Annotated in this window: 19 protein-coding genes; 8 read left to right on the plus strand and 11 right to left on the minus strand. The window is 71.5% G+C overall.

Going from position 1 to position 16,896, the window contains the following annotated elements:
• Positions 1-44: 44 nt before the first annotated feature.
• The 6 genes from AB0I04_RS16405 to AB0I04_RS16430 form a co-directional block, all read right to left on the minus strand.
• Complete coding sequence (locus AB0I04_RS16405) at positions 45-971, minus strand: proline dehydrogenase family protein (RefSeq protein ID WP_360884866.1); 927 nt, start codon at positions 969-971, stop codon at positions 45-47.
• A gap of 85 nt (positions 972-1,056) precedes the next feature.
• Positions 1,057-1,791 carry an ABC transporter permease gene (locus AB0I04_RS16410; RefSeq protein ID WP_360884869.1) on the minus strand — a complete coding sequence of 245 codons (735 nt, stop codon included), beginning with the start codon at positions 1,789-1,791 and terminating at the stop codon, positions 1,057-1,059.
• Positions 1,788-2,510, minus strand: coding sequence for an ABC transporter ATP-binding protein (locus AB0I04_RS16415; RefSeq protein WP_360884872.1), 723 nt, complete (start codon positions 2,508-2,510; stop codon positions 1,788-1,790). The genes AB0I04_RS16410 and AB0I04_RS16415 overlap by 4 nt, the downstream gene beginning before the upstream one ends.
• Before the next feature lie 60 nt (positions 2,511-2,570).
• Positions 2,571-3,299, minus strand: a complete 729-nt coding sequence (locus tag AB0I04_RS16420; protein WP_360885339.1) for an SDR family NAD(P)-dependent oxidoreductase — start codon at positions 3,297-3,299, stop codon at positions 2,571-2,573.
• A 31-nt stretch (positions 3,300-3,330) separates the two neighbouring features.
• A complete protein-coding gene (locus AB0I04_RS16425; RefSeq protein ID WP_360884875.1) occupies positions 3,331-3,915 on the minus strand; it encodes a TetR family transcriptional regulator in 585 nt (194 codons plus the stop codon).
• Between the two features lie 129 nt (positions 3,916-4,044).
• The gene (locus AB0I04_RS16430; RefSeq protein ID WP_360884878.1) at positions 4,045-4,902 is read right to left on the minus strand and encodes a sugar phosphate isomerase/epimerase; all 858 of its coding nucleotides are present in this window, start codon (positions 4,900-4,902) and stop codon (positions 4,045-4,047) included.
• A gap of 65 nt (positions 4,903-4,967) precedes the next feature.
• Between AB0I04_RS16430 and AB0I04_RS16435 the strand changes: the two genes are divergently transcribed.
• Positions 4,968-5,660: a class I SAM-dependent methyltransferase gene (locus AB0I04_RS16435; protein ID WP_360884881.1), complete on the plus strand. Its 693-nt coding sequence runs from the start codon at positions 4,968-4,970 to the stop codon at positions 5,658-5,660.
• An 11-nt stretch (positions 5,661-5,671) separates the two neighbouring features.
• Here the strand turns inward: AB0I04_RS16435 and AB0I04_RS16440 are convergent, their stop codons facing one another.
• Positions 5,672-6,520, minus strand: coding sequence for an SGNH/GDSL hydrolase family protein (locus AB0I04_RS16440; RefSeq protein WP_360884884.1), 849 nt, complete (start codon positions 6,518-6,520; stop codon positions 5,672-5,674).
• 150 nt (positions 6,521-6,670) lie between these two features.
• Between AB0I04_RS16440 and radA the strand changes: the two genes are divergently transcribed.
• The 3 genes from radA to AB0I04_RS16455 all read left to right on the plus strand — a co-directional run bounded on the left by radA (position 6,671) and on the right by AB0I04_RS16455 (position 10,686).
• The gene (gene radA / locus AB0I04_RS16445) at positions 6,671-8,071 is read left to right on the plus strand and encodes a DNA repair protein RadA (RefSeq protein WP_360884887.1); all 1,401 of its coding nucleotides are present in this window, start codon (positions 6,671-6,673) and stop codon (positions 8,069-8,071) included.
• Positions 8,072-8,164: 93 nt separating this feature from the next.
• A complete protein-coding gene (gene disA, locus AB0I04_RS16450; RefSeq protein ID WP_360884890.1) occupies positions 8,165-9,244 on the plus strand; it encodes a DNA integrity scanning diadenylate cyclase DisA in 1,080 nt (359 codons plus the stop codon).
• 302 nt (positions 9,245-9,546) lie between these two features.
• Positions 9,547-10,686, plus strand: coding sequence for a serine hydrolase domain-containing protein (locus AB0I04_RS16455; protein WP_360884893.1), 1,140 nt, complete (start codon positions 9,547-9,549; stop codon positions 10,684-10,686).
• Between the two features lie 7 nt (positions 10,687-10,693).
• Here AB0I04_RS16455 and AB0I04_RS16460 read toward each other — a convergent pair whose 3' ends face one another.
• Positions 10,694-11,539 (minus strand): SDR family NAD(P)-dependent oxidoreductase, encoded by an 846-nt coding sequence (locus AB0I04_RS16460; protein ID WP_360884896.1) that lies wholly within the window; start codon positions 11,537-11,539, stop codon positions 10,694-10,696.
• A 94-nt stretch (positions 11,540-11,633) separates the two neighbouring features.
• On the opposite strand from AB0I04_RS16460, the gene AB0I04_RS16465 reads away from it, so the two are divergent.
• On the plus strand, positions 11,634-12,206 hold the full coding sequence (locus tag AB0I04_RS16465) for a TetR family transcriptional regulator (protein ID WP_360884899.1): 573 nt from the start codon (positions 11,634-11,636) through the stop codon (positions 12,204-12,206).
• Positions 12,207-12,210: 4 nt separating this feature from the next.
• On the opposite strand, the gene AB0I04_RS16470 is transcribed toward AB0I04_RS16465, so the two are convergent.
• Positions 12,211-12,879: a hypothetical protein gene (locus tag AB0I04_RS16470; protein WP_360884902.1), complete on the minus strand. Its 669-nt coding sequence runs from the start codon at positions 12,877-12,879 to the stop codon at positions 12,211-12,213.
• A 65-nt stretch (positions 12,880-12,944) separates the two neighbouring features.
• Here AB0I04_RS16470 and AB0I04_RS16475 point away from each other — a divergent pair, with 65 nt between their 5' ends.
• Together AB0I04_RS16475 and AB0I04_RS16480 are read left to right on the plus strand one after the other, a co-directional pair.
• The gene (locus AB0I04_RS16475; protein ID WP_360884905.1) at positions 12,945-13,820 is read left to right on the plus strand and encodes an A/G-specific adenine glycosylase; all 876 of its coding nucleotides are present in this window, start codon (positions 12,945-12,947) and stop codon (positions 13,818-13,820) included.
• Positions 13,821-13,840: 20 nt separating this feature from the next.
• Positions 13,841-14,368, plus strand: coding sequence for a DinB family protein (locus AB0I04_RS16480; protein ID WP_360884908.1), 528 nt, complete (start codon positions 13,841-13,843; stop codon positions 14,366-14,368).
• Positions 14,369-14,468: 100 nt separating this feature from the next.
• Here AB0I04_RS16480 and AB0I04_RS16485 read toward each other — a convergent pair whose 3' ends face one another.
• Together AB0I04_RS16485 and AB0I04_RS16490 are read right to left on the minus strand one after the other, a co-directional pair.
• Entirely contained in the window at positions 14,469-15,311 is an 843-nt protein-coding gene (locus AB0I04_RS16485) for an SDR family NAD(P)-dependent oxidoreductase (protein ID WP_360884910.1), read from the minus strand.
• 12 nt (positions 15,312-15,323) lie between these two features.
• Positions 15,324-16,202: an SDR family NAD(P)-dependent oxidoreductase gene (locus AB0I04_RS16490; protein WP_360884913.1), complete on the minus strand. Its 879-nt coding sequence runs from the start codon at positions 16,200-16,202 to the stop codon at positions 15,324-15,326.
• A gap of 76 nt (positions 16,203-16,278) precedes the next feature.
• Between AB0I04_RS16490 and AB0I04_RS16495 the strand changes: the two genes are divergently transcribed.
• Positions 16,279-16,890 carry a PadR family transcriptional regulator gene (locus tag AB0I04_RS16495; protein WP_360884916.1) on the plus strand — a complete coding sequence of 204 codons (612 nt, stop codon included), beginning with the start codon at positions 16,279-16,281 and terminating at the stop codon, positions 16,888-16,890.
• The last annotated feature ends 6 nt before the right edge of the window (positions 16,891-16,896 follow it).

Below are 16,896 nucleotides of genomic sequence, written 5' to 3' on the forward strand. Positions count from 1 at the left end.
GTGCGTTGTCCCCTGAGCCGGGGCCGGTCCGCCTCCCGCGTTCTTCAGGACTTCGAGGCGAGCGAGCGCAGGAAGAAGCCGACGTTGGCGGGCCGCTCGGCCAGCCGCCGCATGAGGTAGCCGTACCACTCCGCGCCGTACGGGATGTAGACCCGCACCTGCCCGCCGAGTTCGGTCAGCCGGCGCTGCTCGTTCGGGCGGATGCCGTACAGCATCTGGTACTCGAAGCTGTCGTGCCTGCGATCGTTGAGTACCGCTAGCGCCCCGGCGATCTCGATCAGCCGCGGGTCATGGGTGGCCATCATCGGGTACCCGCGCCCGGCCATCAGGACCCGCATGCACCGGACGTAGGACTTGTCGACGGCGTCCCTGCCGGTGAACGCCACCGAGTCGGGCGCGTTGTAGGCGCCCTTGCACAGCCGGACCCGCGACCCCTCATCGGCGAGGTCGGCACAGTACTCCTCGGCGCGGCGGAGGTACGCCTGGATGACCGCCCCGGTGTCGGGGAAGTCCTGGCGTAGCTCCTTCAGGATGCGCAGGGTGGAGTCGACCGTGGTGTGCTCCTCCATGTCGAGGGTCACGGTCGTGCGGGCGTTCCGGGCGGCCGCGCAGATGCGCCGGGCGTTCTCCAGGGCCGTCCGCTCGCCGTCCGGGAGCAGCTGTCCGAGCGCGGTGAGCTTGACCGACACCTCGGCGCGGGACCCGTACCCGGCCCCGGCGATCCGCTCGAGGAGTCGTTCGTACTCGGCGGTGATCGTCTTGGCCTGGACGGCCTCGACGGTGTCCTCGCCGAGATGATCGATGGTGACCATCAGCCCGTCGGAGATGAGCCCGTCGGTGATGGCGAGGGCGTCGGCCACGGTCTCCCCCGCGACGAACCTGCGGACGACGCTTCTGGTGTACGGCGCGGTCTCGACGATCCGGCGTACGCCGCCGCTGCGTGAGGCGGCCAAGAGAGCCTGGCGGAGCAAGCCTCCCCCTTCAGCCAAGGGACCACACTGTCCCGATCGCCCATCAGGCTATGCCAGGCGCTGATCGGAGCACCGGCGGCGCGGATCACGGGGTGCGGCGCGGGAGGGTGGCGGCGCCCAGCAGCAGGGCGAGGGCGGTGCAGCCGGCGATGACCGTCATGTCGCGGACGAGCGTCCCGGTGAGCCCCGGGTGGCCGGTCAGCTCCCGCATCGCCTCGACGAGGTAGGCCAGCGGCATCGCGTCGGCCGCCCAGCGCAGTGCCGTGGCCATCTCGTCGCGGGGCACGAACAGCCCGGCCAGCAGGAGTTGCGGGAGCACGAAGGCCGGCATGAACTGCACCGCCTGGAACTCCGTGCGGGCGAACGCGCTGGCGAACAGCCCGAGCGCCACGCCGAGCAGCGCGGCGAGCAGGGTCAGCGCGAGCAACGTCCACACCGAGCCGCGCAGGTCGAGGCCGAGCCAGGTGAGCGCGACGGTGGAGACGACCCCGACCTGGACGAGGGCGGTGAGGCCGAAGGCGATCGCGTACCCGAGGAGCAGGTCGAGCCTGCCGAGCGGCGTCGTCATCAACCGCTCCAGCGTGCCGCCGGTCCGCTCGCGCAGGGTGGCGATGCTCGTCACGATGAACATCACGGTGAAGGGGAAGACCGCCAGGAGCATCGGCCCGAACCGGTCGAACGCCTCCGGCCGGTCGAGGACGTAGCGCAGCAGGATCATCAGCAGCGTCGGCAGGCCGACGATCAGTCCGAGCGTGCGGTGGTCGTGACGGAGCTGGGTCAGGATGCGCCGCGCCGTCGCGAACGTGATCGCCAGGCTCACGACGCCACCTTCTCTCGCTCGATGATCTTGAGGAACGCCTGTTCGAGGTCGTCGGTGCCGGTGTGCTCGCGCAGCGCGTCGGGGGTGTCGTCGGCGAGGATCCGCCCCTCGCGCATGAGGATCAGCCGCTCGCACCGGGCGGCCTCGTCCATGACGTGGCTGGAGACGAGCAGCGTCACGCCCCGGCCGGCCAGTTCGTGGAACAGCTCCCACAGCTCGCCGCGCAGCACCGGGTCCAGCCCGACGGTGGGCTCGTCGAAGACCAGCAGCTCCGGCCTGCCGAGGAGCGCGACGGCGAGGCTCGCCCGGTGCAGCTGCCCGCCGGACAGACTCGCGGCGACCTGGTCGCGGGCGCCGCCCAGGCCGACCTCCTCGACGACCCGGTCGACGTCGCCCCGGCCGGCGCCGAGCGCGGCGGCGAAGTACCGGAGGTTCTCCCGGACGGTCAGGTCGGCGTAGACGGCCGGGTTCTGAGTGGCGTACCCGACGCGGCGGCGCAGCTCGCGGTGGCCGGCCGGGCGTCCGAGGACGGTGACCGTGCCGCTCTGGACGATCTGTACGCCGACGACGGCGCGCATGAGCGTGGTCTTGCCGCAGCCGCTCGGCCCGAGCAGCCCGACGACGGAGCCGCGTGGCACCTCGAAGGTCAGGTCGTGCAGGACCGTCCGCCCGCCTCTGGCGACACGGAGGTCCCGGACCTCGACGGCAGAATTCATCATGCGTTGAATTTATGCCTGCGACGCGATGCCGTCAAGGTTCCGAGACCACCCCTTCGACCGTCAGCCCGGTGCCTTGCGGCTGAGGTGCTCCCAGGCTTGGTACTCCGCGGTGCGAGCCTGGTCCATCTGCTGGACGATGTCGTAGGAGGCGCCGCCGACGATCAATCGCAGGGGCGGGTCCGGCAGGTCGACCAGCTCCATGATGACCAGGGCGGCCGTCTTCGGATCCGGGCCCGCGTCATCGCCCCACATCTCCGCCAGCTCGGCGCGCAGCGGCTCGTACTCCCGCCGTGCCTCCGTCGTCGTGGTGCCCACCGTGAACAGCCCGGTGTCGTACCCGCCGGGCTGGACGATGGTGACCTTGATCCCGAAGGGCTCGACCTCCATGGCGAGGGCCTGACCGACCGAGTCCAGCGCCACCTTGCCCGCCGCATACAGCCCGACCGAGGGGAATCCGCCACCCGAACCCATCGAGGTGACCTGGAGGATGTGCCCGGACCCCTGAGCCCGCAGGTACGGAACGACGGCCTGGGCGACCCAGATCGCGCCGAAGAGGTTGACGTCCAGATGGGCGCGGATCTGCTCCTCGGTGGCCTCCTCGACCATGCCGAGCAGCAACCCTCCGGCGTTGTTGACCACCACGTCGAGCCGCCCGAAGGCCGCCGCGGCCCGGTCGACCCCTTCCCACACGGCCGCACGGTCGGCGACGTCCAGCGGCAGCCGCACGAGGGCATCCGGATACTCCTCGGCCAGATCAGCGAGCCCGAGTACGCCGACGCCCTCGTGGATCTCGCCCTGAAGGCCCTCCGCCCCTGAGGGCTCAGTCGGCGAGGTAGCGCTGCAGGGTCGGCGCGAGCAACGCCACCAGGTCGTCCTCGGTCGCGGACGCCAGCGGCTCGACCTCCAGGACGTACTTCAGCATCACGATGCCGACCATCTGAGCCGCGGCGGCGGTGATGTTCAGCTTCGGCGTGCCCAGAACCTCGGCGACGCGGACCAGCATCGTGCCGGTGACGAACTCCCGCAGCAGCGCGGCCCCCTGCTCGTTGGTGGCCGCCGACCGCAGGATCCCGATGAACTGCGGCCTGAGCCGCGGATCCGACCAGAGCCCGAGGAACGTCCGGGCCAGCCGCTCGCCGAGCTCGGAACGCGGGCCCGCCAGCACCTGTCCCAGGAACATGCCCGGCTCGACCGGAAACCGCATCGCGGCCGCGAAGAGCTGCTCCTTCGCGCCGAAGAAGTGGTGGACCAGCGCCGGATCCACACCGGCCTCGCGGGCGATCGCCCGGATGGAGGCCTTGTCGTAGCCGCGCTCGCCGAACAGCACCCGCGCCGCCGCCAGGATGTCCTCACGCGACGAGGTGGGACCCGGTCGGCGCCCCGGTCGGCGCGTCGGCGTCGTCATCCGCGCGCCTCCGTGAGCCGACCGCACTCGGGCACGGCCCGTACGATCGCCGACGCCGTCATCCGCGAGCCTCCCCGAGCCGCGTCCGCTCCGGCACGGCCCGTGCGGGCGACGGGGCCGCGGCGGCGGTCACGACGGTGAGACCTCGCCCTCGGAGTTCACCTGCCAGGAGCCGGCGTGGGCGGCCGCGGCCAGGTGGAGGCGGGCGAACGCCAGCGACTCGGCGAGGTCGTCGGCGCGCTGGTCGCGGTCGACGGCGCGGCGCGTGTTGATCTCGACGACGATCTGGCCGGTGTAGCGCTGGGCGGCCAGGCGCTCCAGCATCTCGGCGCACGGCTGGTTGCCCCGGCCGGGGACCAGGTGCTCGTCGCGGTTGACGATGCCGATGCCGTCCGCGAGGTGGACGTGCGCGAGCCGGTCGCCGAGGGCGTCCGCCATCTCGAGGGGGTCCGAGCCGGACACGGCGGCGTGCGAGAGGTCGACCGTGACGTTGGGGTACGGCAGGTCGACGGGGTTCCAATGCGGGGAGTACATCCCGACCTCGGCCGTCCGCGCGCGTACGGGGAACATGTTCTCCACCGCGAAGACGACGTCCGTCTCCTCCTGCATGCGGGCGAGGCCCTCTTCGAACTCGCGGGCGTACTCCCGCTGCCAGCGGAACGGGGGATGGACCACGACGACCTCGGCGCCGAGCTTCTCGGCGGCATCCTTGGAGCGCACCAGCTTGCCCCAGGGCTCACGGCCCCAGACGCGCTGGGTCAGCAAAAGGCAGGGGGCGTGGATCGACGTGATGGGGATCTGGTGATAGTCGGAGAGTCTGCGCAGCACGTCGATGTCCTGGCTCGCCGGATCGGCGGTGACCATGATTTCGATGCCGTCGTACCCGAGGCGCGCGGCGAGGTCGAACGCGGCCGGCGTCTTCTCCGGGTAGACCGACGCCGAGGACAGCACGATGGGCGCGTCGGGGACCTGGAGGACTTCTTCCACAATCGGCAAGCCTATGCGTTCCATCGCCTGGTCCGGCCCGCCGTCCCGGCGTCTACCGTGGAGGCGTGATCGCCGCCGGAGCCATAGCGAGCCCCAACATCTGGAACAGTCCGCAGGTCTACGAACTCGAGAACCGCGCGGCCGACCCGGACGCCCGGATCGAACGGGCCATGCGGGAGATCCGGCCCTGGGACGGCGCGGTCGTACTCGACGTGGGCTGCGGCACCGGCTTCCATCTGCCCGCGTTCGCGCGCACCGCCGCCAGGGTCGTGGGTGTCGAACCGCATGCGGGCCTGGCCGGTCTGGCCCGCCGCCGCGTGGCCGAGGTCACGAACGTCGCCGTGCGCGTCGGCGCGGCCCAGGCGCTGCCCGTTCCCGACAAGTCGGTGGACGTGGTCCACGCCCGCTGGGCGTACTTCTTCGGGCCGGGATGCGAACCGGGGCTTGCGGAGCTCGGCCGGGTCGTCCGGCGCGGCGGCGCGGCGTTCGTCATCGACAACGACGCCACGCGGTCGACCTTCGGGACGTGGTTCCGGCGCTGGCTGCCGTCCTACGACCCCGACGCGGTCGAGCGGTTCTGGTCTCGGCATGGGTTCTCCCGTACGCCACTGGACATTCGCTGGCGCTTCGACGACCGCGCGCACCTCGAGGCCGTACTGAAGATCGAGTTTCCGGCCGAGCTCGCCGAGGAGTTCCTCGGCGAGGTCGAGGGCTGCGAGGTCGACTATGCCGTCAACCTATGGTGGCGGCAATACTGACAAGTACCCCCTCAGTCGGCGGCTACGCGGGACGCTCCGAGCACGGCGAGGACCCGGTCGGCGACGGCCTGCATGCCCTTGGCGTTCGGGTGGACCGGCGCGGCCGGGTTGGTGACGAAGATGCCCTCGACCCACCGGTCGGCGGCGCACATGTCGTGCCGCCGGCCGCTGGTGTAGGCGTCGACGAAGCCCGCACCGCCGAGCCGGGCCTGCTCGGCGAGCATCGTGTTGAGGTGTCGCTCGAACGCGTCGAGGAACGGGACGTCGCCGTCGGCCGTGGGCACGTTCGGCCAGCAGCCCTTACGTGCGGGCAGCATGCGGGGATAGCCGACGAGCAGGACGCGGGCGCGTGGCGCGCGGGCGTGCACGGCCTCCAGGAGCGCCGCGATCTTCGGCGCGGTCGCGGCGATCCGCTGGTCGAGGGTCGCGCCGTAGTACCGCGTGCAGGGCGTCCCGTGGGGCGCGGTGAGGCTGAGCGTCGCGCAGGCGAGGACGATGCGGCTGTAGCCGATGTCGTTGCCGCCGATGCCGATCGTCACCAGCGAGGTGTCCCGGGTCACCGCGTCGAGCTGGGGGGCGTTGTGCCCGAACAGGACGGACTGGGCCCGGGTCATGTCCTCGGTCGTGGCGGCGCTGCAGCTCACATCGGTGAACGCGACCGGCTCGAGCATCCGCGCCACCAGGGACGGGTAGTTGTGGTCGGAGCGCAGGCAGGCGATCGGCGAGCCGTGCCGGTGCGGGATGAGGGGCCCCGCCGTGAACGAGTCGCCGAGCGCGACGTAGCGGCTGATGGCCGCCCGCGCGGGACCGCCCATGATGAGCGTCGGAACCATCGCCACGAGCGCCATCCACCTGCGCATCGCACCCTCCCCTGCCCGTCTGGCCGCCAGTAAGGCCCGGCGGACAGGATCCGTCAATGCCCCTGTCCGGAGTCGGCCGGTGATTACTATGTCACCCTCGGTCATCAAGGTCACTCTCATTTGTCGTCGGCGGGCCGTACAGTCACGGCCATGGCGAAGAGCGTTAAGCAGGCGTACCGCTGCGCCGAGTGCGGCTGGCAGACGTCCAAGTGGGTCGGGCGCTGCGGGGAGTGCCAGGCGTGGGGCACGGTCGACGTGGCGGGCGCGGCCAAGCCCGCGCGGGTCGTGACGCCCGGCCCGGTGAGCGCGCCGGCCCGGCCGATCGGCGAGGTCGACGTGCAGGCCGCGCAGACCGTTGCCACCGGGCTGGACGAGCTGGACCGCGTGCTGGGCGGGGGCATGGTGCCGGGCGCGGTGGTGCTGCTGGCCGGCGAGCCCGGCATCGGCAAGTCCACCCTGCTGCTGGAGGTCGCGGCCCTGCACGCCGGCCGCGGCACCGCGCTGTACGTCACGGGCGAGGAGTCGGCCGAGCAGGTCCGGCTGCGGGCCGACCGGACCGGCTCGATCGCCGACCGGCTCTACCTCGCCGCCGAGACCGACCTGGCCGCCGTCCTCGGCCAGATCGACGCCGTGCAGCCCGAGCTGGTGGTCGTCGACTCGATCCAGACGATCGGCTCGGCGGAGATCGACGGCGCCGCCGGCGGCGTCAGCCAGGTCCGCGAGGTGGCCGCCAACCTGATCCGGGTCGCCAAGGAGCGCGGCATCACCACGGTCGTCGTCGGCCACGTGACCAAGGACGGCTCGATCGCCGGCCCCCGCGTCCTGGAGCACCTCGTCGACGTCGTCCTCTACTTCGAAGGCGACCGGCACAGCCGGCTGCGCATGATCCGCGCGGTGAAGAACCGCTACGGACCGACCGACGAGCTGGGCTGCTTCGACCTGTCGGAGATGGGGATCATCGGGCTCGCCGACCCCAGCGGCCTGTTCCTGACCCGCCAGGAGAAGCCCGCCCCGGGCACCTGCGTGACCGTCACGCTGGAGGGCCGGCGGCCGCTGGTGGCCGAGGTGCAGTCGCTGGTCGCCCCGTCGCCGCTCGCCAACCCCCGGCGGATGACCTCCGGGCTCGACTCCTCCCGGGTCGCGATGATGCTCGCCGTGCTGCAGCGCCGCTGCCGCATCAAGCTGCACGACCGCGACGTGTACGCCGCGACGGTGGGCGGCGTGCGGCTCGGCGAGCCGTCCGTCGACCTGGCCGTGGCGCTCGCCATCACCGGGGCGGCCAACGACGCCACGCTCCCCTCCGACCTGGTCGCCTTCGGTGAGGTCGGGCTGGCCGGCGAGGTCCGCGGCGTACAGGCGGCCAAGCGGCGCCTGTCCGAGGCGGCCCGACTCGGCTACCGGCGCGCCATCGTCCCGGGCGGGTCGCTCGATCCGACGAAGGGCCGCACGAGTGGCACGATCGTGACGGATGAGGGTATGCAAGTGGCAGAAGTGGATGACGTGTGGACGGCGCTCGGCATCGCGTTCGCCGTCGCCGGCGCGGACGCATGAGGCCGGGCGCGCCACGACCGAGCGAGGGGAGCGGGGTCGGCTTTCCGCGTTCACCGATAAACTGACCGCCGTCCAGCGACCTCCGGGGGTCACGTGCCAGCACAAGACAAGGGCAGAGACGAGCGACGCCGCGCAACCCTTGCCGGCATCGCTCCAGGTACGCAGCTCCGCGACGGGCTGGAACGCATTCTTCGCGGCCACACCGGCGCGCTCATCGTGATGGGGTACGACCGCGTCGTCGCCGGGCTGTGCACGGGCGGGTTCGAGCTCGACGTCGAGTTCTCCTCCACCCGGCTGCGCGAGCTGGCCAAGATGGACGGCGCCATCGTCATCGACGCCAACTGCACCCGCATCGTGCGCGCCGGCGTGCACCTCATGCCGGATCCGACGATCCCGACCGAGGAGTCCGGCACCCGGCACCGCACGGCCGAGCGGGTCGCCCGCCAGACCGGCTACGCGGTGCTGTCGGTCAGCCAGTCGATGCGGATCATCGCGCTCTACCTCGACGGCCAGCGTTACGTCCTGGAGGACTCCGCCGCGATCCTGTCCCGCGCCAACCAGGCCCTCGCCACGCTCGAGCGCTACAAGCTGCGGCTCGACGAGGTGTCGGGCACGCTGTCGGCGCTGGAGATCGAGGACCTCGTCACCGCCCGCGACGTCAGCGCGGTCGTGCAGCGACTGGAGATGGTCCGCCGCATCGCCGACGAGATCAACGGCTACGTCGTCGAGCTCGGCACCGACGGGCGGTTGCTGTCCCTCCAGCTCGACGAGCTGGTCTCCGGCGTCGACGTCGACCGGGAGCTGATCGTCCGCGACTATCAGCCGGAGGACCACGCCCGTTCGGTCGCGGAGGTCCTCGACGCGCTCAACCAGCTTTCGGCCAACGAGCTCCTCGACCTGGCCACCGTGGCCGAGGTCCTCGACTTCGGCGGCAACGACCCGCTCGACACGCCGGTAAGCCCCAAGGGTTACCGCCTGCTCGCCAAGGTCCCGCGTCTGCCGAGCCTGTTGGTCGAGCGGCTCGTCGAGCACTTCGGCGGCCTGCAGAAGCTCCTCGCCGCCAGCATCGACGACCTGCAGTCGGTCGGCGGCGTCGGCGAGTCCCGGGCCCGCAGCGTCCGCGAGGGCCTGTCGCGCCTGGCCGAGTCCTCGATCCTCGAGCGCTACGTCTGAGCCGGCGCCCTTCTTCCGAAGCCGATCCAGGCCCCCAACGTCAGGGGATACCGGCCTCGATTCGGGTCAGTCGGGTGGCGAGGATTTCTTCGAACGTGCCGCGGCGGTCCGCCCCGAGAGGGCGGACGTCGCGGCGAGCTTACGCACGCTGAACGACTCGGCGTCGCTCGTGCGCGGCAACTCCGCCGCCGTGTCCAGAATCTCACCGGTCGACCAACGCCTTCGGCCTGCCATCTCACCCCTCTCGTCCAGATTCAGAGCAGTGCGCTTGCCGTTGCACGCGGTGCGTGCATAATAAGGACATGTTGCAGAACCGACTGGATCCCGCAGAGCTGAACGCCGCCATCGAGAATGTCCACCGCGCCGGGATGCCGGGCCTGTTCGCCGAGGTACGTGACGGCGACCAGGTCTGGCGCGGCGCCGCCGGGGTCGCCGACATCGCCACCGGTCGTCCCGTCACCGCCGACATGCGGCACCGCGTCGGCAGCATCACCAAGACCTTCACCGCCGCCGCGGTGCTGCAGCAGGTCGAGAGCGGTCAGATCGGTCTCGACACGCCGATCGGCCGTTACCTGCCGAGGTTGGTTCCCGGAGAACGCGGGGACGCGATCACGGTCCGAACGTTGATCAACCACACCAGCGGGCTCGCCGAATACCTGCCTTACGCCTACCCCTCGCTCAAGGCGTTCCCCGCCCTGGCGGACACCACGCCCCAGAGCCTGGACGACAACCGGCTCACGCGATTCCACCCCACCGAACTGATCGAGATGGGGGTCACCGCACCTGCCGTCGGCACCCCGGGCGGCACTCCGGGGGTGTACTCCAACACCAACTACCTGCTCCTCGGCGAACTCCTGGAACAGGTGACCGGCACGACGGCCGAGAAGTACATCACCCAGAACGTCATCGAACGCGCCGGGCTCCGAGACACCGAACTCCCCGCCGAACCGTACGTGGGCGGGCCGCACTCGCAGATGTACGAGGCGTGGCTCGGCATGATCGACCCGCCGCGCGACTACAGCGTCTATGACATGTCATTCGTGGGACCGGCGGCCTCGCTCATATCGACCGTCGCGGACCTCAATCGCTTCTTCGGCATGCTGCTCGCCGGACAGATCGTCAGCCACTCGTCGCTGGCGCAGATGCAACGCACCGTCCCGGTCATCTCCCAAGAGGGCAGGACGATCGACTACGGCCTCGGCCTGCACCCGATGGCGGCTCCCGGCCAGGGCACCTTCTGGGGCCATGGCGGCACGGTCTGGGGTGCCGGAGCGATATCCATGACCCGTGCCGACGGCAAGCGGCAGATGTCCATCGCGGTGAACCTGCAGAGGTGGAACAGGCTCGACTCCTCGGGCAGGCCGCAGCCCCATCCCATCGACGATGCGCTCGCGGCCCTCCACCAGGTGGCGATGTACGGAACCCCGCCGGAAGAGCGATGACCCCCTGTCACCGGCGGGGCGCGGCCACCTGGGCCAGAAGGTCCGTCGTCACCTGGTGGAGCCGGTCGGCGGCGGCGGGGTCGAAGTCCGCCCCGGTGAGCGGGAGCGGCCGGCCTCGCTTGAACGCCGTGACGGCGGCTGCGGACGGATCGTCGAGCAGTCCGGCGATCGGCACGATCGCCTTGTCGACCGGCGTCGCGAAGAACCGGGCGAGCGTCTTGGTGATGGCCCGCTGGGGCTGCGGCAGCGGGTCGGCCATGGCGGTGGCCACGAAGCCGGGGTTGTAGAGGACATAGCGGGTCCGGGCGTCCGGATGCCGGGCGGCGAAGCCGACTCCGAGCAGGTCGTTGCAGCGAGAGGTCTGCATCGCGGCCCGCATCCCCTTGTACCCGTCGCGAAGCTGAAGGTCGTCCCAGTGGATCCGGCCCGGCATGCCGCCGGGTCCGGCGATGTTCATGATGACGGCCGACTCGGCGCGTTCGAGGTGCTCCATCAGGCCGTGGCCGATCACGAAGCGGCTCAGGTAGGCGAGCGCGAAGGTGAACTCGAGCCCGTCCTCGGTCTCCTCGCGCTCGGGGCGGAAGCGCTGTGCCCCGAAGATCAGTCCGTCCACCGCGTCGGCGACTCTCGTCACCTCGTCGATGACCTTGTGCATGCCCGCCACGGTGCTGAGGTCGGCCCGCACGTACCCGGCCCGGTCCGCGGCGCCGAGCCGGTCCGCCTCGGCGAGGAGGGCCCGGCCCTTGGTCTCCCCGCTCGCCACCGCGATCACCCGGTCTCCGCGCCGGAGGAAGTGCAGCCCCAGCCCCCGGCCCATCCCGTCCGTTCCGCCGGTGATCACGTATGTGCGCATGCCTCGACCTTCCGCCATAAGTCATCGATCGATGACAATGGATGCTAGGCGAGGCCCCACATCAAGTCAACACCTGATGACTTATGCTGACTTCATGACCCAGCCCAAGCGCCGCGACAAGGCGGCCACCCGCGCGGCGCTGCTCGAAGCCGCCCGCCTGCGCTTCGCCCAGCACGGCTACGACGGCACGGGCGTACGTGACATCGCGGGTGACGTCGGCGTGGACCCGGCGCTGGTCTTCCGCTACTTCGGCTCGAAGGACCGGCTCTACGGCGAGGCCGTGAACGTCGAGGTCCCGGCCGGCCTCGGCGACGACGGCCGTCCGCTCGCGCACATCACCGACGCCCTGCTCCACGACGTCGTATTCGCCGACTGGGAGCAATTCGACGGCGAGCACCCGCTGCTGGTGATGCTGCGCTCATCCGGCCGCCCGGCGATACGCGACCAACTGCGCGAGCGGATCTGCGCGGACTATCTCCAGGACTTCGCGGGCCGGATGGGCGGCGTGGACGCCGACCTGCGCGCCGAACTGGTGGGTGCGCTGCTGCTCGGTCTCGGCGTGATGCGCTCGCTCGTCGGCTCCCCGGCCCTGAGCGACGCGACCTTCGAGGAGACGCGCACGCTCGTCGCCCGCATGGTCACCGCCCTCGACGAAGACCGACCCTGACCCCTCAGCGGAGGCGGAAGACCTGGCCGTCCGTGCGGATCCCCCGGCCCTTGGCCGTGACGACGTACGTCCCCGGCAGCGCCCGGGAGTCGCCGCCGCAGCGCGTACGGTCCCAGCCGACGTCCGTGATGTACGGGACGCCCCGCCGGAGGAGCCGGAGGTCGGACGCCGGGCCCTCCGCGCACCGGTCGGACGACCAGACCGGGTCCGCGCCCGAGGTGATCCGGAGCCGGAGTGCCTTCGCGCCCACGTCGAACGTGCAGGCCCGGCGCCCGGTGTTCACCACGCTGAGCCGGAAGTGCGGGTGCTCTCCGCTCTTGTAGACGTCCTTGGTCGGCGTGAGCGCGACGACGACGTCCGCGTCGTCACAGCGATCCCCGCTGCGCGCTTTCCCGGCGATCGCGGCCGTGGGCGTGACCGTGACCGTGACGGTGGCGGCCGGAGACGCCGGAGACACCGGGGTCGCCGGGGTCGCGGTCGGAGTCACGGCGACCGGCAGCGGGCTCATCGTGGCCGCGGCGTTGCGCACCTGGGACGTCGGCTTCTTGGGGTCGGGACCCGAGCAGGCCCACGCCATCAGACCGATGGCGGTGATCCCCCCGGCCAGAACGTAGACCCGGCGGCGCCAGTAGGCGTCCGCCTCCCCCAGGTCTCGTTGCGTGTCGGAGTCCATACGCTCAGTATCCTTTTTCGATCAATGCACGGTACCGCGACCCGCCGTGTCAGGATCGAATCACCATGCACCGACCTACCTACGCCGAACCCATTCTCAGCTGGTATGCCGAGCACGCCCGGGATCTGCCCTGGCGGCGCCCGGACGCCTCTCCGTGGGCGGTCCTGGTCAGCGAGATCATGCTGCAGCAGACCCCGGTGTCGCGGGTGCTGCCCGCGTACGAGGCGTGGCTGACCCGGTGGCCGACGCCCGCCGCGCTGGCCGCCGAGCCGCCCGGTGAGGCCGTGCGCGCCTGGGGACGGCTCGGCTACCCCCGGCGCGCGCTGAACCTCCACGCGAGCGCCCGCGCGATCGTCGAACGCCACGACGGGCAGGTGCCGTCGGCGCATGACGACCTGCGCGCGCTGCCCGGCGTCGGCGCGTACACCGCCGCGGCGGTGGCGAGCTTCGCGTACCGGCAGCGGCACGCCGTTCTGGACACCAACGTGCGCCGGGTGCTGGCCCGGGTGATCAAGGGCGTGGAGTACCCGCCGAAGACGCAGACCGCCGCCGAGGTGCGCCTCGCCGAGTCGCTGCTGCCGGAGGAGGCCGAGACGGCCGCGACCTGGGGCGTCGCCGTGATGGAGCTGGGAGCGCTCGTGTGCACCGCCCGGACTCCGCGCTGCGCCGACTGCCCGGTCATCGCCTCCTGCGCCTGGCGGCTGGCCGGCAAGCCCGCGTACGACGGTCCGGCGCGCAAGGGCCAGACGTACGCCGGGACGGACCGTCAGTGCCGGGGCCGTCTCCTCGCCGTTCTCCGGCACGCCAGCGGCCCGGTGGAGCGCGCCGCACTCGACGACGCCTGGGACGACGTACGGCAGCGTGAGCGCGCCCTCTCGTCGCTCATCGAGGACGGTCTGATCGACCCCCTCGACGACGGCCGCTTCGCCCTTCCCCGCTGACCCCGTGGAGCTGGTGAGACATGACCTGGACGGCACCGGAGATCGACCGCGATCCCGTTCCCTTCGAGGCGCTGACCGGCGATGAGCGCACCAGCGCCGAGGCCTGGCTCGACCACCATCGGCGGACGCTGCTGGGGAAGTGCGGCGGGCTGACCGCCGAGCAGCTCAAGCGGCGCACCGTCGAGCCGTCGGACCTGTCGCTGCTCGGCCTCGTCCGCCACATGGCCGAGGTGGAACGCGACTGGTTCCGGTACCGGTTCGCCGGGGAGCGGCCCGGCTACCTGTACGTCACCGACGACGACCTGAACGCGGAGTTCGACGTCGACGCCGCCGACGCGGAAGAGGACTTCACCACCTACCTCTGCGAGGTCGAGCTCGTCCGCCGCATCACGTCGGGGCGCTCCCTCGACGAGACGTTCCTCGATCCCCGCCGCGAGGTCGAGATGAGCCTCCGGTGGGTCTACTCGGTCATGATCCAGGAGTACGCCCGCCACAACGGCCACGCCGACCTGCTCCGCGAGCGCGTCGACGGCGCCACCGGCCACTGATCGGACGCGGGCGCGTCATGGGCGGCGGCCGGTCCGGTGTCCTCGTCCGGACCACCGGCGCCGAGGCGTTCACCCGACCGCCGACGTGCGCTCGGCGCGGCTACCCGGCGGCGATCCGGCCATCGTCCGCCAGGAAGGGCGCCAGCAGCTCGGCGGTGACCGCGCGCAGCCGGGACCGGATCGCCGGGTCGTACGTCCCCTCGTGCGCCCTGGCCTCGCTGGTGCCGTCGAAGTAGCGGCCCGTGGCATCGCCGCCGGGCGGGCGGACCGCCAGGTTCATCACGGCCTTCACGCCCGTGCCGACGGTCGACATGGGCGGGACCATCGCCTCCCGGACCATGTGGGTGTTCATGAACGACGCCGGATGCAGGCAGTTGACGGTGACGCCGTCGTCGGCCAGCTCGTTCGCGAGGTCGAAGGTGAAGGCGGCGAGCGCGAACTTGCTGCGGAAGTACGCCTGGCTGCCGCTGTAGTGCGTGTCCATGCGCAGGTCGGCGAAGTCGACCGGGGCCTGCCCGACGGAGCCGACGTTCACGATCCGGGCGGGCGCGCCCTTTCGAAGGGCCGGTGCGAGCCGCCGGGCGAGCAGCACCGGTGCCAGGTAGTTCACGGCGAAGCGCAGTTCGTGGCCGTCCGCGCTCAGGTGCCGCCTGCGGTAGGGCGGGCGCCCGGCTCCGACGCCGGCGTTGTTGACCAGCAGCCGCAGCGCGCCGTGGTCGGCGCTCACCCGGTCGGCGAGGTCGCGGGCTTGGGCGAGCGAGGAGAGGTCGGCGAGGTAGGCCTGCGCGGTCCCGCCGGCCTTCTCGATCCGGTCCACGACGGCGGCGGCGCGCTCGGCGTCCCTGCCGTGCACGAGGATGTGCGTCCCGCGCTCGGCGAGGGCCGTGGCGACCGCCCGGCCGAGCCCGGCGGTGGCACCCGTGACGAGGGCGATGTCTGTCATCTCTTCTTCCTCTCAGGATCCGAGTGCGGGGCCGGCCGCCTCGGCCTTGCGCAGGCCCAGGAGGCCGACGACGACCCGGTCGCGGAGCCGCACCGGCAGCCGGGACACGAGCAGGGCCGGGCGGACATCGGAGTTCGCGAGATACCGTGCCTTCGGCCGGGTCGCCCCGACGGCTTTGACGATGGTGTCGGCGACCGTCTCCGGCTTGGACGGCCGCATCTTCGCCATGGCGGCGCCCATGGCCTCGATCCGTGACCGGTAGAGCGCCAGGCGCGCCGGATCTGCGTCCGCGAGGGCCGACTCGGCCGCCGCCTCCGCCTTCGCGAAGATCGGCGTCTCGACCGCTCCGGGGACGACCGTGACGACGGCGACGCCCTGCGCCCCGAGTTCGATCCGTAGGGCGTCGGACAGCGCGTCGAGCGCCGCCTTGCTCGCCGAGATGGGAGCGGCGAACGGCATCGCGAGCTTCGCCGTCGGGGCGCTGATGTTGATCAGGCGGCCGCGGCCTTCGCGGAGCAGTGGCGCGAACGCCCGGATGATCTCGGCGGGCCCGAAGACGTTGACGGCGAACTGGCGGCGCAGGTCCTCGGCCGGCACCAGTTCCATCGGGCCCTGGATGATGATCCCGGCGTTGTTCACGACGGCATGGAGGCCCTGGCCGCCCTGGAGCCGGGTGACCTCCGCTGCGGCCTCGGCGACGCTCTTCGGCTCGGTGACGTCGATGTGGATCTGTTCGACGCCGCGGATCTCGGCGAGGTGGGGCGCGTCTCCGCGTACGCCGGCGTAGACGCGATATCCGCGCTCGGCGAGGGCGCGCGTCGTCGCGGTGCCGATGCCGCCGGTGGCTCCGGTGATGAAGACGGCACGCCCGTTTCCGATGGCCTGACTCATGATCGACCTCACATGTACTTTGGGACATGTACCTTAGGACAGCACGATCATCAGGCGTACCGGAGGACATGTCAAGATGGACCCACGGATCTCGAGGGAGGACGGTGACGGAGTGTCGCTGCGGCATGGGCTGCTCGGGCTGCTCGCCGAAGGGCCCGCCAGTGGCTATGACCTGGCCCGGCGCTTCGAGGATCACTTGGGTCCGGTATGGCCGGCCCAGCACCCGAAGATCTACGCCGAGCTGTCCCGGCTCGCCGACGCCGGGATGATCGAGGTCGACAGCCACGGCCCGCGCGGCCGGAAGGCCTACCGGATCACCGATGCCGGACGGGCCGAGATTCGCCGCTGGCTGACCGAAGAGGAGGTCGACCACACCCTCCGCACCGAGTCGGTGCTCCGGTCGTTCTTCTTCTGGCTCATGGAGACCGACGACCTCCAGGCGCACCTACGCCGCGAACAGGAGTTCTTCTCCCAGGTCGCCGACATGGCGCGCGGGTACGCGGCGGCCAAGGACCGCGGCGACTTCGGGACGGCCCCCCAGACCCGCTCCATGCGGGTGGCCGTCGAGGCGGCCGTCCGGATCTACCAGGCGCTGGCGGACTGGGCAGAGTGGGCGCAGACCGTCCCTCCGGCCGTACCGGCGGCCGAAGACGACACCCACCCTCCGGCCGCGGCGAACGAGGTCTGAGACGCG

The sequence above is a fragment of the Actinoallomurus sp. NPDC050550 genome (genome assembly GCF_040655075.1).
GTDB lineage: Bacteria > Actinomycetota > Actinomycetes > Streptosporangiales > Streptosporangiaceae > Actinoallomurus.

Coding starts and splice junctions, on each gene's coding strand:
- AB0I04_RS16440 (WP_360884884.1), bottom strand. CDS start 6,520: ATGCGCAGGTGGATGGCGCTCGTGGCGATGGTTCCGACGCTCATCATG.
- AB0I04_RS16415 (WP_360884872.1), bottom strand. CDS start 2,510: ATGATGAATTCTGCCGTCGAGGTCCGGGACCTCCGTGTCGCCAGAGGC.
- AB0I04_RS16425 (WP_360884875.1), bottom strand. CDS start 3,915: ATGACGACGCCGACGCGCCGACCGGGGCGCCGACCGGGTCCCACCTCG.
- radA (WP_360884887.1), top strand. CDS start 6,671: ATGGCGAAGAGCGTTAAGCAGGCGTACCGCTGCGCCGAGTGCGGCTGG.
- AB0I04_RS16480 (WP_360884908.1), top strand. CDS start 13,841: ATGACCTGGACGGCACCGGAGATCGACCGCGATCCCGTTCCCTTCGAG.
- AB0I04_RS16470 (WP_360884902.1), bottom strand. CDS start 12,879: ATGGACTCCGACACGCAACGAGACCTGGGGGAGGCGGACGCCTACTGG.
- AB0I04_RS16475 (WP_360884905.1), top strand. CDS start 12,945: ATGCACCGACCTACCTACGCCGAACCCATTCTCAGCTGGTATGCCGAG.
- AB0I04_RS16495 (WP_360884916.1), top strand. CDS start 16,279: ATGGACCCACGGATCTCGAGGGAGGACGGTGACGGAGTGTCGCTGCGG.
- AB0I04_RS16465 (WP_360884899.1), top strand. CDS start 11,634: ATGACCCAGCCCAAGCGCCGCGACAAGGCGGCCACCCGCGCGGCGCTG.
- AB0I04_RS16455 (WP_360884893.1), top strand. CDS start 9,547: ATGTTGCAGAACCGACTGGATCCCGCAGAGCTGAACGCCGCCATCGAG.
- AB0I04_RS16485 (WP_360884910.1), bottom strand. CDS start 15,311: ATGACAGACATCGCCCTCGTCACGGGTGCCACCGCCGGGCTCGGCCGG.
- AB0I04_RS16490 (WP_360884913.1), bottom strand. CDS start 16,202: ATGAGTCAGGCCATCGGAAACGGGCGTGCCGTCTTCATCACCGGAGCC.
- AB0I04_RS16460 (WP_360884896.1), bottom strand. CDS start 11,539: ATGCGCACATACGTGATCACCGGCGGAACGGACGGGATGGGCCGGGGG.